The 14,330-nt window shown below is 60.0% G+C and carries 12 protein-coding genes, 3 pseudogenes and 1 riboswitch; of the genes and pseudogenes, 8 read left to right on the top strand and 7 right to left on the bottom strand.

The annotated features are described in order from the left end of the window. Positions 1-76: 76 nt before the first annotated feature. Positions 77-1,213, top strand: coding sequence for a glutamate--cysteine ligase (gene gshA, locus ACVW0R_RS01025; protein ID WP_099884253.1), 1,137 nt, complete (start codon positions 77-79; stop codon positions 1,211-1,213). A 225-nt stretch (positions 1,214-1,438) separates the two neighbouring features. On the opposite strand, the pseudogene ACVW0R_RS01030 reads toward gshA, so the two are convergent. Beyond that, positions 1,439-1,570, bottom strand: a pseudogene (locus ACVW0R_RS01030) (IS200/IS605 family transposase); the annotation flags it as partial. Positions 1,571-1,913: 343 nt separating this feature from the next. Between ACVW0R_RS01030 and ACVW0R_RS01035 the strand changes: the two are divergent. Both ACVW0R_RS01035 and ACVW0R_RS01040 read left to right on the top strand, forming a co-directional pair. Beyond that, a complete protein-coding gene (locus ACVW0R_RS01035) occupies positions 1,914-2,060 on the top strand; it encodes a hypothetical protein (RefSeq protein ID WP_346426101.1) in 147 nt (48 codons plus the stop codon). Positions 2,061-2,102: 42 nt separating this feature from the next. Next, the gene (locus tag ACVW0R_RS01040) at positions 2,103-2,459 is read left to right on the top strand and encodes an IS200/IS605 family accessory protein TnpB-related protein (protein ID WP_049749708.1); all 357 of its coding nucleotides are present in this window, start codon (positions 2,103-2,105) and stop codon (positions 2,457-2,459) included. Positions 2,460-2,573: 114 nt separating this feature from the next. Here the strand turns inward: ACVW0R_RS01040 and ACVW0R_RS01045 are convergent, their stop codons facing one another. From ACVW0R_RS01045 to ACVW0R_RS01065, 5 genes are all read right to left on the bottom strand, one after another. After that, positions 2,574-4,172 (bottom strand): cation:proton antiporter domain-containing protein, encoded by a 1,599-nt coding sequence (locus tag ACVW0R_RS01045; RefSeq protein WP_457501495.1) that lies wholly within the window; start codon positions 4,170-4,172, stop codon positions 2,574-2,576. Positions 4,173-4,317: 145 nt separating this feature from the next. After that, positions 4,318-4,423, bottom strand: a riboswitch (Fluoride riboswitch). Positions 4,424-4,469: 46 nt separating this feature from the next. Then, positions 4,470-5,111, bottom strand: a complete 642-nt coding sequence (locus ACVW0R_RS01050) for a DUF1997 domain-containing protein (protein ID WP_457501496.1) — start codon at positions 5,109-5,111, stop codon at positions 4,470-4,472. Between the two features lie 7 nt (positions 5,112-5,118). Further along, positions 5,119-5,814, bottom strand: coding sequence for a bifunctional phosphoribosyl-AMP cyclohydrolase/phosphoribosyl-ATP diphosphatase HisIE (hisIE, locus tag ACVW0R_RS01055; protein ID WP_457501497.1), 696 nt, complete (start codon positions 5,812-5,814; stop codon positions 5,119-5,121). A gap of 260 nt (positions 5,815-6,074) precedes the next feature. Further along, positions 6,075-8,438 carry a polysaccharide deacetylase family protein gene (locus ACVW0R_RS01060; protein WP_414389985.1) on the bottom strand — a complete coding sequence of 788 codons (2,364 nt, stop codon included), beginning with the start codon at positions 8,436-8,438 and terminating at the stop codon, positions 6,075-6,077. A 188-nt stretch (positions 8,439-8,626) separates the two neighbouring features. After that, on the bottom strand, positions 8,627-9,118 hold the full coding sequence (locus ACVW0R_RS01065) for a phycobilisome linker polypeptide (RefSeq protein ID WP_099812449.1): 492 nt from the start codon (positions 9,116-9,118) through the stop codon (positions 8,627-8,629). A gap of 189 nt (positions 9,119-9,307) precedes the next feature. Between ACVW0R_RS01065 and ACVW0R_RS01070 the strand changes: the two genes are divergently transcribed. The 5 genes and pseudogenes from ACVW0R_RS01070 to cobN all read left to right on the top strand — a co-directional run bounded on the left by ACVW0R_RS01070 (position 9,308) and on the right by cobN (position 13,812). Next, positions 9,308-9,841, top strand: a complete 534-nt coding sequence (locus tag ACVW0R_RS01070; RefSeq protein ID WP_457501498.1) for a DUF4079 domain-containing protein — start codon at positions 9,308-9,310, stop codon at positions 9,839-9,841. A gap of 166 nt (positions 9,842-10,007) precedes the next feature. Then, positions 10,008-10,666, top strand: a pseudogene (locus ACVW0R_RS01075) (DEAD/DEAH box helicase); the annotation flags it as partial. A gap of 2 nt (positions 10,667-10,668) precedes the next feature. Beyond that, positions 10,669-10,960: pseudogene (locus ACVW0R_RS01080) on the top strand (IS630 family transposase); the annotation flags it as partial. 12 nt (positions 10,961-10,972) lie between these two features. Beyond that, the gene (locus ACVW0R_RS01085; RefSeq protein ID WP_071813496.1) at positions 10,973-11,218 is read left to right on the top strand and encodes an SBBP repeat-containing protein; all 246 of its coding nucleotides are present in this window, start codon (positions 10,973-10,975) and stop codon (positions 11,216-11,218) included. Between the two features lie 389 nt (positions 11,219-11,607). After that, a complete protein-coding gene (gene cobN / locus ACVW0R_RS01090) occupies positions 11,608-13,812 on the top strand; it encodes a cobaltochelatase subunit CobN (RefSeq protein WP_099812448.1) in 2,205 nt (734 codons plus the stop codon). Positions 13,813-13,903: 91 nt separating this feature from the next. Here the strand turns inward: cobN and ACVW0R_RS01095 are convergent, their stop codons facing one another. Continuing rightward, a complete protein-coding gene (locus tag ACVW0R_RS01095; protein WP_457501499.1) occupies positions 13,904-14,218 on the bottom strand; it encodes an RNA recognition motif domain-containing protein in 315 nt (104 codons plus the stop codon). Between the last annotated feature and the right edge of the window lie 112 nt (positions 14,219-14,330).

Below are 14,330 nucleotides of genomic sequence, written 5' to 3' on the forward strand. Positions count from 1 at the left end.
CAAGCCTTGCCGACATTGTAGTACCTGCGAAACCCTGGGAAAATAGGCAGAGGAGGCTGCGGCTGGAGGCTGGCCTGTGCTGTTGACCAAGGGCTTTGAGGTAGAAATGTACACCGGCACCGCCGCCGGGGAAGTGGTGGGGCTGTCGGAGCGCATCTGCCGGGCCTTGCCGGGGTTCATGCGAGAACCAGATCGGCGCAACGTGGAGTACATCACCCCGCCCCTTCGCCGCTACGAGGATCTGCTCTGTGCCCTGCTGCGGCCTCGGCTGCAACTGCGGCAATTTTTGCGCCGCCTTGGCCCCTACACCCTGTTGCCGGGGAGCACGCTGGCTTTGGGCGGCAGCGACCACTTTGAGCGCTCGGATCCGGACAACCCCTACCACGACTACATCGAGCGCACCTACGGCACGCGGGTGGTGACCGCCAGCATCCACATCAATGTTGGCCTGCCGGATAGCGAGGCCATTTTTCTTGCCTGCCGTTTGCTGCGGGCGGAAGCTCCCCTGTACTTGGCCCTGAGCGCTTCTTCTCCGTTTCTGGACGGCCAGGTGACAGGCTACCATTCCAGCCGTTGGCAGGTGTTTCCCAAAACGCCGGCCCAGGTGCCCTTCTTCCGGGATCACGCCCATTACATCGCCTGGATGCGGGAGCAACTGGCCCTGGGCACGATGCAGAATGTGCGCCACCTCTGGGCCTCTGTGCGGCCCAACGGCCCAGAGCGGCCCTACCATCTCAACCGGGTGGAGCTGCGCATCTGCGACCTGGTGGCAGATCCGGTGATGACCCTGGCCATCACTGCCTTGGTAGAGGCCCGTCTCTGGCAGTTGCTGGCCCAGCCAGAAGCGCTGGATCCGTTGCGGGGGCCTTTGACACCGACGGAGCTGGAGAGCCTTTGCGAGGCCAACGAGCAGGCCGCTGCTCGCGAGTCCTTGCGAGCCCGTCTGGTCGATTGGCGCACGGGCCGAGAACGGGTGGCCCAGGAGTGGATTGAAGAGCTGCTGACCGAAGCGTGGCGCCTCGGCCAACCCCAGGGCCTGGGCTGCTTTTTGGCTCCCCTGCAAACTCTGCTCCAACAGGGCAACGAGGCCCAGCGCTGGCTGAAGCAGGTCGACCAGGGATCCACACCCGCCCAGGTGTACCAACGGGCCATTCAGGAGCTGGCCGAACAAGACCGAGAAAGACAAGAGACCCTCTGCCAGCTTGTTGGCTAAGCCTTTGCCCAACGGTGGGCGCTTCTCAGTCCGGTGCCTGCCCCCCACCAGATCCCCAGTTCAAACCTGACTTAGATTCGCCTAGACAGGCTCCACCACTTCCCCTAGGGCTTGCCGAGCCACACAAAAGGATAGCTTGGTAGCCCCGCACTTGAGTGCGGGGCGGAAAAGCCCGCTAGCGACTTTGGTCGCTTACCCATGATGGGGGTCGTTGATATAGTTTCATAGCTCAAACAACCTCTTCCTGACTTCTCCTACCAAGACCTCTTTCCTTCTCTTTAGCCAAAAAATAAGATAAACAACCGCTAGCCCCACACCATGGTTGTAGTGATTGTACCGTTGACTTTCCTCTCGCACTATCGCTTGCCCATGTCAGACTGCGGTTGTCATGCCGCTTGCCAACAATGATGGAGTACGGCTGTCAGCAGGTTATAGTCAGGAACAGAGAGCTAGTCCCCCTATTAGTGTGTCAACAGTCTAATAAGCAACTGTGCTTTGTACTATGCGAGACAAGTCTATTTCAAAACGAAGCGATGGGCAAGCTATGGTGAGCTTTGCGCTGAGATGGGGAGAACCCAAAGCAAGCACTTCATCGCAATGTATGTTTCCGCCGCGCAACAGACCTGCAAGTCTGTAGCTGAAGTGGGTCTATGCCAAGCCTGCTCGACCTCAATCGCTGGATCCGAGAAAAGCTTTAGCAATTGACCACGGAGTCAACAACTGGCTTACGTGCGTTAGCAACTTAGGACATAGCTTCATCATTGACGGCCGCAAAGTCAAGTCCTTTAACCAGGGGTACAACAAGGAGCTGGCTAGGCTCAAGACTCACAAGCTGCCGGGGTTTTGATTGCAAAAGCTTGGTCGAATTACGGAAAAAAGAAACCGGCGGATGCGGGATGCAATCCACAAAGCTGCGCGCAAGGTCATTGACTTCTGTTTACACCACTCAATTGGGAGAATCGTCTTTGGTTGGAACAAAGAACAAAAACAAGAATGCGGCTTTAACCAAAACTTTGTTTTCATTCCAACAGGTCGGTTCAAGGAGCGTATTGCGCAATTATGTCAGCATTATGGCATGGAGTTTATTGAGGTAGAGGAGGCGTACAGCTCGCAGGCAAGCTTCCTAGATGGAGATGAGCTACCTAATTATGGTGAAAAACCCGACGGGTGGAGACCCTCTAGGCTGAGGCGAATGCTGCCACCAACCTACTTAAGAAAGTCAGCAGAACCTTGGGGCTTTGCGTGAAGGAACTGTCTAGAGGCGCTTTGACAACGCCGTTACGGGTTCTTTTGTGGACTGCGTAAGAATCCCCCGCCTTTAGGCGGTGGGAGTGTCAATTCTGGCTTTCCCGAACTCCTCTTATTCCACCAAAATCACCGGGATGGGGCTGGTCTCCAACACCGCTTGCGAAGTGGATCCCAGCAATACTTGCTCCCAGCCGCGGTGGCCCCGCTTGCCCATGACGATGTCGGTTACCTGCCGCTCCTGAGCTAGGGTTACGATGGTCTCTGCAAAGGGCCCCGAGGCCAAGCAAAACTGGTGGCGAATGTCCGCCAAAAGACGCTGGGTGAGTTGCCGCAACAGTTCCACCCCTTTCCCCTGCAGCTCATCGGTAACATGCAGCACAATCACTTCCCCATCCACCCGCCGCGCCAAATCGGCTGCCTTGCGCAACACCACCTCGGCTAGAGGAGAGGTATCCACGGCTGCCAAAAAGCTCACCTTGCCTTGGCTGCCCACTTTGGTGGGATCCACCTCTCCTTTTTCCAAAAGCCGGGGGGCGCAAACCTGGGTCAGCCAAGCGCCCAGGGGTGCTGTGGCCAGAATCGACAAGGCCGCTATGGCCAGGATGGTCTCTCCGCCAGGGATCCCTTGGGCCAAGGGGATGCCGCCGATGGCCGCCTGCACCGTGGCCTTGGCCATGTTGCCCGGCAGCAAAAAGAGCCGCTCCCGCCAGTTCCAGTTGCTCCCTACCGTGGAAAGCCACCAGCCCAGGCCCCGGCCCAACAGCAGGCTCAGGGTCAAAAGCAGCAAGCCGGGCAAGAGCAGGGATCCCAGCACCCCCAGATCCAGCGACGCTCCCAGTAGCACAAACAACACGATCTCCGCCACTGTCCAGAGGGCATCGAACCCACCCCGCAGCCGCCGCGCCAAAGGGGCATCCAGCTCAATCAGAAAAAACCCCATGGCCATCACCGCCAGATAGCCGGAAAAATAGGGCCACACCTGCGGCGCCAGCACCAAGCCCAAGGCCATGCAGGCAGCCAGCAGCACTTCCTGCACGCTGTTGCGAGTCCAGTTTTGTTGGGTTAGCAGCGACACCAGAACCCGCGCCCCCAGGTAGCCTATGGCTATGCCCAGCAGGATCTCCATCCCCACTTGGAACGGCAGCCACTGCAGCGGCGATAGCTCCAGCCCCAGCAGGCGAACGCTCTCTGCAGAGCCCTGGCCCAAAAAGCTGAGCAACAGGCTAAACCCTAAGAGCAGCAGCACATCGGAAAGGGCGCTGCCGGTCAAAATGGCATCCGGGATCCCTTTGGTTACTCCCCAGCCCAAACTCTTGAGGCGCAACATCCCCGGCACGATCACAGCCGGCGACTCTGCCCCGATCACACAGCCCAGCAGCAAACCGGTAGGCCAGTCTAACCCCAGGATCCCAGTGCTCAACAGGGCCACTGCCACCGCCTCACAGGCGGCCGGCAAAAAACCCAGCCGCAGGGCTACAGACCCTTGCTGGGCCAGCTTCTCCCGATCCAGCCCCAGGCCCGCCTTCATCAAAATGATCATCACCGCCACCACCCGCAGATCCCCCGCCGCTGCCAGCACCTCCGGGGATAGGACATCTCCCAGCAAGATCCCCACGAGGATCATCCCCAGCAGGGGGGGCATCCCCAACCGACCCACGATTTGGCCGACAAAAAAGCCCATCACCAAGATCCACAGCCAACTGCCCAGCATCACCAGATCCTCATCTCCTTGTCGTCAGGGTGTTGAAGGGCAGCCCAGGGAGAAAAAGCCATCCGCGTCAGGAGTGGGAGCACCATCGCGTCCGCAGGGTGGGGCCTCAAACAAAGCCAAAGACCCCTACCCCCTGGACTTGCCCAGAAGTGTAGGAGTCATCAGCCTCAGCTTTTGAGGTTAGAACCCTCTTCCTCTATAGAAAAATTCCAAGTGAGGCGGTTGCGGCGAACTCCATCGCCGGTTGCCGGAGCACTACTCGAAAGCTGACCGGCAACTTACTTGGCACCTAAGATATCACGCTTTGTCTTCCACTGCAATTAAGCGATAGGGGTGATCGGGACACCCAATAGAGCGATAGAAATCGCTGCACACATTGTGGGTGAGGCGGTCACTCATACCCCGGGTTACCTGCTGCACCACTTGATGGGCCACCCGATAAACCAACTTGCGGGGCAGAACCTGCAAAAACCTGGGCAAAGCCAGCCAGATCTCCAGATGAAGAGCCCAGTGAACACGAGTTGTGGGCAGGTCTTTCAGGGATCCCTGTAGCTCCTCCAGCTGGAAATCGGCTTGGCAGCTGACCCGGTAAGGCATTCCTTCATCGCCGGGCAACTCAATCGAGGTCAGACAAAACCGGTAATCTTTATCCGGCCAGATCTTGACCCCAAAACTGGGCTCCAGCTCAAACCCCAGCCCGCCCATGCGGAAAAACTGCAACCTGTAAGTCTCGGCAGACAAAGCTTCCACCTGCAATGGCCTGAAGCACCGCTGGATCCACTGGGCATGGCCTCTCAGGTAACGGGCCAAGGTCTCCCGATCGGTTTCCAGATCCACTTGGCCACAGCGCGCGGCTCGCAAATCCAGGTGGGCTTTGTCCAGGGAGGGATCCCAAGAGGACGGAGAGGGATCTGCGGGAGCACCGCCTTCGGAGGACACGGCCCTTTCACTTGGCGGAACGGCGGGCTTGGAGCTGGCGATAGACATCCCTAACATCTACCTGATAGTGAGCAAGGGCCACGAGGCAGTGGTACCAGAGGTCGGCCATCTCACGGGCCAAAGCCACGCGGTCTTGATCCTTAGCCGCCATCACCACCTCAGCCGTCTCCTCGCCAAGTTTCTTCAAAATGGCATTTTCCCCCTTGGCTAGCAAGCTGCTGGTGTAGGAATCGGGCCGGGGATCCGCCTGGCGGGCCTTGACCACGGCAAACACCTGCGACAGGGTATCGGCGGCCGGCATGGGATCCCCTTCCTTCTCGGGGAGAGTGCGGAAGAAGCAGCTTCGCGCCCCTGTGTGGCAGGCCGCCTCTCCCACCTGCTCCACCAAGATAACCAGCGCGTCGCTGTCGCAGTCGTAGCGGATTTGCTTGACCCACTGCACGTGGCCAGAAGTTTCCCCCTTGGGCCACAGCGTCTGGCGGGAGCGGCTCCAGAACCAGGTGCGGCCCGTTTCCAGAGTCTTCTGCAGCGACTCGCGGTTCATCCAGGCCATCATCAGCACCGTCCCGTCCAGGTAGTCCTGCACGATGGCCGGGATCAAACCCTGTTCGTTGTAGCTGAGGTTGTCTAGATGGGCGATCTCCGCCGGCAGAAGAGTGCGGGGCAGATTTGCTGAAGCAAGAGAGGCCGAAGCAACAACCATCAAAGGCGGCAGAAAATCAGAAAGGTTAAAGATTCCTGAAAGCAGGATAGCAGAACTCGCCCCAGAAAGGATATCTCTCACTCCCCCCAGATCCCAACCCCGCTCGGCCACTTTCACGCGCAACAGTCGCGACCAGCCTGGCTTCTGCCGGGAGAAACTTCACCCTGCAAACCAGGGGGGCCTAGCCTGGCTTTGGCCTCAGCTTGAGGTTAAATCGCTGCGCTCACCAACTCTTTGCAGCTATGGCTGTGGGGAGTATGTCAATCCAGAGCCGCTCTCGGCAGCAGCTTCCGGGTCGGCTTGCGCTCCAGAGGCCAAGTTGGCCGCTCCAGACGGGTATCCACCAACACAGAGGCTGGGGCGAGATTAACCCGCTCCAGTAAGCGTTGCAGCAGTTGAGCATCGATGGCATCCACCCTAAGGACTCCGTCCCACGGACGCGATCGGGACAGGGTTGCCGTTCCCGCCACCAGGGGAGTGGGGGTTGTTTGCGGGGATCCCGTCTCACCGCCCCCAGCTAAGGACTCCGTCCCGCTGACGCGATCGGTCAACAGCAACTCTGCCACTGCCTGGGCCACCTCATTGCCATACACCCCATCGGGGCCAGAGGGGAGCAGATCCAGCCGTCCCTGCTGAGCGGCCAGGCGGCTTAAGCCCAGTTGCACCGCCACCACGGCCGGGCCCCGCTCCCCCCGCTTGAGGGTGCGCTGGCCGGCCAGGATGCTCTCCAGCTGCGCCTTGGCCACTTCCTGGTCGCCGCTGGGGAGCAACTGCACCAGCCCCTCCAGCCGGCTGCCGGGAGAGTTGGCGCTTGCCTGCTGCTGGGGATCCTCCCTCCACAAACGGGTTAGGTCGTAGAGCAAAATGGCATGGGGCACCGGGCGGCTGGGCTGGTTGGGGCCGGCATGGCCAGTGGCCAGAATTTCTCCTCGGTAAACCAACGAAGTGCTAAAGCCAGAGTCCAGCAGCACCGCCTCGCGGATCCCGATTTTGGGCAATAGGCTAGCCAGGATGGCGGCGTTGACGTGGGTTTTGGTAACTCCGATTACCACCTGATCCTGGTCGTCCACCCCAAAAAAGGCGCGGGGTCGGAACTCGGCGGCGCTAGAGAGGCGAAACGAGTCAATCTCCGCTGGCGAAAGGGCCCGGCCATCCTTGACCAGCCACAAGCCCGCCACAAACAGGTCCGTGACATCCGGCATGAGCTGGCGAAGGTTGTCGAGCTGAGTCATCGTGTCGGGATCAAAAGGCACAAAGCGCAGCCGATCCCTGCCCAGCAGCACCAGGGGGCGACCGCGCACCACCTTGTCGTCTTCGGGGCGACCGGGGATGAACGTCTTGTGGTTGGCGGCCATCACCGGTCCCACCATGACGTTGCTGGCGGAGTTGATCCAAGGAATGGAGAAGAAGCTGCCGTTGATGCCGGCATCGGCCTGGTAGCGCTGGGCCAAGGTTCTCACCTCGTAGCGCCGCTCCGCGTGCACCGTGGCTGCCCGTCCGCCGCGGATGGTGAGGATCCTCACCCCGTCAATGACCTCATCGGTCGGGGCCAGGGGCTGAGTCACATCCAGCCAGTAGTCGGGGCTGCGGCTGAGGGTGAAGGTGCGGGCGCCGATGATGGCCTCGGTGATGCGAAACTGGTTAAAGCGCCGTACCTCCAGCAAGTTGGGCGACTGTCCCGTAAAGCCGGGATCCATCGTAAAGGCCATCCAGTAACCCGCCTCGGCCAGGTATTGCTTTACCCGCTCGTCCCGATTGCCTTCCGGATAGGCGAAGTAGTGGATGGGGTGGCCCAGCTCCTCTTCCAGCTTGGTCTTGCAGTCAAACACCTCTCGCCGCAGGCGGGCATCGTCTAGCACCCGTAGGTCAGGGGGATGGTTAACGGTGTGGGCGGCAAAGTCGATCAACCCACTGGCGTCCATCTCCCGCATCTGATCCCAGGTGAAGTGATCTTTGCTGGTGGGCACGCCGACAAAGCCGGTCTGCACAAAGTAGGTGGCGGGGTAGTTGTACTCCTTCAAAAGCGGGTAGGCGTTTTCGTAAAGCCCAAGGTAGGCGTCGTCAAAGGTGAGCAAAATGGCCTTTTCCGGCAAGGGATCCCCATCTCGCAGGTGTTTGTAAAGCTGGTCGATGTGGATGGGAATCAGCCCCGCCTGCTTGATGGCTTCAAAGTGCTGTCGCAGCTCCGCCGCCGTGGTGTCAAACCAAACCTCTTTGCGGCCGGCCACCACATCGTGATACATGATGGCGGGCACGTAGGAGAGGCTGGCCAAGGGATCCAACGCAAAGGGATCCCGCTGCAGTTGCGGCTGTTGGGGGAGGGGCGGGCGCTGTCGGGCTGCCTTGGCCTCGGCCCGAGGCGCTGGCAACTCGGCTGGGGGTGGCAGCAGCCCCGACAGGCGGCTCACCCAACCAGGATGGGCAGTGGCCCAGGCCACCAGGGCTCCCGTCCCAAATCCCAGCACTGTGGTCAACAAAGCCAAGAAGCGGAGCAGCCGGAAGCGCAACTGGGTTGGCGGTCGCTGCGCAGAGCTAGAAAGACTTCGGCCCAGGAAGGGGGATCCCCTTTTTGCCCTAGGAACTGGATGGCCGCCCCGGCGCGTCGGCGGCTGTCGAGACGTCATGTCCTCCTCCTCACCGGCAAAACCAACGTCAGCCTACCACCCCCATCTCCTGGTTGGGGATAGGGAAGCCCTTGCCCGTGGTTCCCTCCAAAACGCCCAGGGATCCCTTTCCTCGCCCAGGTAGCACCCCAGCCCATAGAAGTGGCAGCAGAGCCAAAGCCCACCGCCCCAGATGCCTTCCAGGCAAGTTAGTCGAGGTTGCTCAACAAATTGGACTCCGTAATGCTGACGATCTTGCCCCCCCTTTGGGTAATCCGCTTTACTTCTTGAGAAAGGCGGCTGAAGGGCACTTTGTACTCGACAACGCTTTTGCGCACGCCCCCTCCCACCAGACCGGCTACCTTGATGGTGAAGATCTTGTCGCTGTTGGGCAGGGACGAGGCTGCCGAAGGGGCAACCTGAGCAGGTTTGGTCGCTGGAGCCGCTTCCGCTTGCGGTGCAGCGGCACTCTCCCGCTCCAGAAGCAGCCGCCAACTGCGAGGATAGGCGGGAGCCAGACGATAAACCACCTTGTAAGAGCCGGTTACATGGTCATCTTCCGACTCCACCCTCACCACTGTTCCTGCTGGGATATCCAGTTTGGCGCCCTTGGACATGACTTTAATTCCAGGCCAATTGGTGGGCACATCCGTCAGCAGCTCAACTTCAAAGGACTGATCCCCCAACAACAACTTGGCCATGTGAATAACTCCGTTTTGCTCATCAGCAGGCGGCAGCCGAAGATCTGTGGCCGACCACGGCTTCACCGCTAGACATTTTACCGTTGCGGCTACACCCCCTGAAGCTTCCCGCCGGCATCTGTCATCGAAAGTGGGTTTGTTGTAGATTTGTTAAGAAGTTGTAGTTGTCCCGAAGGTGGAGGGATCCCTATGCTGAGTGTGGCTCTGCCCGATCTGTCGGCAACTTCGGAGAGGTTGACGGCTGCCTTGCAGCCGGTGGCCCAGTTTTTTGCCGGCTTCAACCTGCCCCAGCCAATCGTGGAATGGGGACATCCTTTGATGATGGGCATTGTGGTAGTGGTCATGGGCAGCTTTGTCGGCCTGACCGGCTGGCGGGGGCGGGTCTTGCGCCTAGCAGCCGAGGGATCCCTGCCGGAATCGGCCCAAAAGCCGCTTTGGGATCACCGCAAGCTGGCCCCTTGGATGGCCACCTTCATTGCCCTAGGCTACACCGGCGGCCTTCTCTCCTTGGTCATGCAGGGCCAGCCCCTGCTGAGCAGCCCCCATTTTTGGACGGGATCCCTGGTGTTGCTGCTGTTGGCAGCCAACGGTGCCCTGTCCCTAAGTGGCTTTGGGGGCAACCGCGAGGCCCTGCGCACCACCCATGCCTACTTAGGCAGCCTCATCCTCTGCGTGCTCTTCGCCCATGCTTTGCTGGGACTGAAGCTGGGCCTATCTCTGTAGGCGATCCCGGCTTTCTTCCTTCCAGTGCCTGGGGTGGGGGCGTTGCTCAGAGAAGTAAGCAGAACCTTAGGGCTTTGCCCTAGAGAACTGTGTAGGGGCGTCTTGACAACGACTTGATGAGTCCGCTTGTGGACTGCGTAGGAATCCCCCGACTTTAGTCGGGGGAGTGTTTCGGGACAAAGAGACGGCCCCAGAAGTTGTAGCCGAGGGATTTTTCTGGAACTTCAAGGGAGATGAGGCTCTGTTCCCGCTGGTTTCCGAAGCCTAACGAATTCGTCTAGCCCACTTTTCAATCCCCTACTTCCAGTTCATACCTCCCTGGCGGAACCTCTGCCCTACCAGATTAGCGCCGTCTATGAAAAAATGCTGACGCGGCAGCCGCTGCGCTTTTTGCTGGCTGAAGATCCCGGCGCCGGCAAGAGAGTTATGGCGGGGCTCTTGATTCGCGGCAATCTGCACCGTTGTCTCATTGTCTGTCCTGGCAGCCTAGTGCTGCAGCGGATTGAAGCTGCGCGAACGGGAAATTTGTTTCAAGAGATCCCTTTGCTGATTGCCCGGCTGGATAAACTGAGCCGAGATGAGGCGCTGCAAGAAAAGCTGAAGGCAACAGATTGGGATTTGATTGCTGTCAATGAGGCTCACAAGCTCTCGGCCTCTTTTTTCGGCGGAGAAGTCAAGGAAACCAAGCGCTATAAGCTAGGTAAGTTGCTCTCCCAGCTAACGCGCCATTTCTTGCTAATGACAGCTACCTCCCACAATGGTAGGGAAGAGGATTTTCAGCTCTTCCTAGCCCTTCCGGGCGGGGATCGCTTTGAGGGAAGATTCTCAAGAAAGTGATGGCAATTATTGCGGAACAACCAGACTTCTACCTGTGGCAGTATCAAGAACTCTTGCGGGAGGGCTTAGCGATTGATGTGAGTACCGTCACGATACACAATCTCTTGAAAAAGCAAGGAATGACTCTAAAAAAAGACTTACCGCAGTGCGAGAGACCAAGAAGAAGAGGTGCAAAGAGAACGACTAGCTTATAGTCAAGAAGTCAGGGATATTCCAGCGGAGGATTTGATTGCCCTCGACCAGACAGGGGTGTGGGAGGGAATGAAACGGGGAGTAGCTCGGAAAAGAGGGCCTATGAGCAGGAGACAGGCACTGGCTAGAGCAGTTCTGGGCGGCTTAGCTTGTGTCGGCTTAGGTTTTGGGTGTGGTCGCGGCCCTTGGCTGCGCCAGTTGGGCACCCCTTCCTCTGACGAAGCCCGCGCCATCGCGATTGATGCCCAGGGAAATGTTTGGGTGGCAGGGGTAACCGAGGGAAACTTTTTTGGCCAAAGCTCGGCGGGGAGCAGCGATGTTTTCTTGCGCAAGTACACAAGAGGATAGCTTGGTAGCCCCGTACTTGAGTGCGGGGCGGAAAAGCCCTTGAGCAACTTTAGTTGCTTCTTTGTTATAGTTAGTACAGAGCTTCTCCAGGAAAACAACCTACTGCGGTGCAAAACCCGCGCGGCAATAACTAACCTGGAGGAACTTAAGTCCGAAGTAAGCAGAACTTTGAGGTTATGCCTCAAAGGACTGTCTAGGGGCGTCTTGACAGCGCCTTCGCGAGTCCATTTTGGGCTGCGTAAGAATCCCCTGGGTGGGAGTGTCAACCAGGGAACTTTTCCCGGCCAGACCAGCGCCGGCGGGCAGGCTGCTTTTGTGCTTAAGTACGGTCGCTAAGCTGAGGTGTACGCTGAGGAGAAGTTACTGGCGGAGCGCTTGGCGCTGGCTCTATGCATCGGATAGCCGCTTTGCCAGGGGGATGGGATCCTTCGCAAGGCGGGGTCGTTTTCCTGGAGCAGGATCCGGCCCCCATCGTTGTCCTGTCGGCAGCCGACACGGATCTGACGGCCTTGAGCGCGGCGATGCGGCTGCTGCCGGCTGATTTTCCAGCGGTGCGGGCGGCCAATTTGCTGCAGTTGCAACAGCCCCTGAGCATCGACGACTACGCCGAGAAAGTGTTGCGGCGGGCCCAGGTGGTGCTCCTTCGCCTTTTGGGGGGAAGGGCCTACTGGAGCTATGGCCTGGAGGTGGCCAAAGAGGTAGCGGCAGCAGCGGGATCCACCCTGATTGTGATCCCTGGGGATGACCGCCCCGACTGGGATTTGGTCAGCCACTCCACCGTGCCCCTAGCGGTGGCAGACCGGGTGTGGCAGTACTGGCTGGAAGGGGGGGCGGCCAATGTGGCGGCCTGCTTGAAACTCTTGGCCAGGGAGTTCCTGGGGCAGGAGTACGCCGTGCCGGAGCCGCAGGTGCTGCCCCGCCTGGGGATCTACCATCCCCCCCTGCCCAGGGATCCCCACGCCCCCAAGGTAGGGATCCTGCTCTACCGGGCCCATGTTTTGGCGGGGAATACGCAGCCCATAGATGCCCTGGCCGAAGCCCTGCAGGAGCGGGGGTTGCAGCCGCTGTGTCTTTATACCTACAGCCTGCAGGAGCCGGACTTGCCCCAGGCCATGCGGGAGCACTTCGGCGGCCAAATTGAACTTTTGTTGAACACCACCAGTTTTTCCCTCGCTCGGCTGGAGAGCGAGCAGCCCGATGTTCGCCTTTGGCAGGAGCTGGATGTGCCGGTTGTGCAGGTGGTCTTGAGCAGCGGGTCGCGGGAGCGCTGGGAGAACGCCACGCGAGGCTTGGGGGCGCGGGATCTGGCCATGAACGTGGTGCTGCCAGAGGTGGACGGGCGCATCCTCAGCCGGGCCATCTCGTTCAAGACGGTTCAACAGTGGGATCCCCGCCTACAGACGGAGATCATGGCCTATGAGGCCGTGCCGGATCGGGTGGCGTTTGTGGCCGAGCTGGCGGCCAACTGGGTAAAGCTGCGGCGCACCCCTGCCGAGCAGCGCCGTCTGGCCTTGATTTTGGCCAACTACCCCAGCCGGGATGGGCGGCTGGCCAATGGGGTAGGGTTGGATACACCGGCAAGCTGCGTCGAGATCCTCAAAGCCCTGGCGCAAGCCGGCTACCGCGCCTGTCCACTGCCCCAGAGCGGAGATGAGCTCATCCGCTGGCTAACCCAGGGCCAAACCTATGATCCGCTGGGATCCCTACGCCCGGCGCGGCAGGTGCTGCCGGCTGCCCTCTATCGGGAGTGGTTTGCCCAGTTGCCTGCCGCTGTCCAAGGCGATCTGCTGCGGCAGTGGGGGGATCCGCCTGCCCACGACATCCCCATTGTCGGCCTGCAGTTGGAGCACGTTTTTGTCGGGATCCAGCCGCCGCGGGGATACGACCGGGATCCCTCTTTGAACTACCACGCTCCGGATCTGGTGCCACCCCACGAGTACCTGGCCTTTTACCTGTGGCTGCGCCAGGTGTTCGGCGTCCACGCGGTGGTGCATGTGGGCAAGCACGGCAACCTGGAGTGGCTGCCCGGCAAGGGATCCGCCCTTTCCGCCACCTGCTACCCAGAAATTGCCCTAGGGCCTCTGCCCCACTTCTATCCTTTCATCGTCAACGACCCCGGCGAAGGATCCCAGGCCAAGCGGCGGGCCCAAGCGGTGATCCTCGACCACCTCACCCCGCCCCTGACCCGCGCCGAGCTCTACGGCCCCTTGGCAGAGTTGGAGCGGCTGATGGACGAGTACTACGAGGCCCAGCAGATGGATCCGGGCCGCTGCCCCCTGATTCGCGCCCAGATCCAAGAGCTGGTTCGCCGAGAGCAGCTGGACTGGCAGTTCAACCTGGAGAAAGAGGAAGACTGGGGCCGCCTCGATGGCTACCTCTGCGAGCTCAAAGAATCCCAGATCCGGGATGGGCTGCACATTTTTGGCCGCACCCCCACTGGCGAGCAACTGGTGGATCTCCTGTTGGCCCTGGCCCGCTACCCGGGCGCTGGCCAGTTGGGCCTCACCCAGGCCATTGCCCGCGACTGGGGCTGGGACTGGGATCCCCTAGCCGTTGACCTGACAGAGCCCTGGCCGGACAAACCGCCGGCTTAGTTGCAAGAAAAGGCTCGTTGTCTCGATCCCCAACCCCCCTCTCCCTCTGGGAGAGGGGCCGGGGGTGAGGGGTTGACGTTTTAATAGCGAGTTAATAGCGAGATTGGAAGTTGCGCCGCCGCTCGCCGCCGTTACCAGAGCGGAAACCGGAGGTGGGGCGTTCTTCCCGCGGGCGAGCCTTGTTGACCTTGAGGTCGCGGCCCATCCATTCCGCGCCATCCAGAGCGGCAATGGCAGCCTGCTCTTCGGCCTCAGAGCTCATTTCCACAAACCCAAAGCCGCGGATGCGGCCCGTCTCGCGGTCGGTGGGGATCTGCACCCGCTTCACAGAACCGTACTCGGCAAACACAGCGGCCAATTCCGCTTCCGTCACCTTAAAGGAAAGGTTACCTACATAAATCGACATCGACGATCTCCGAAAGACAGAGGAACAAGCGAGATATTCGGAGAGCCGTCTGCCAATACAAAACGTGAAAACCCGTCCAGACCGGAAGATCCGAACGCTACAACCGACATTT

It is taken from the genome of Thermostichus sp. MS-CIW-15, from assembly GCF_054060575.1.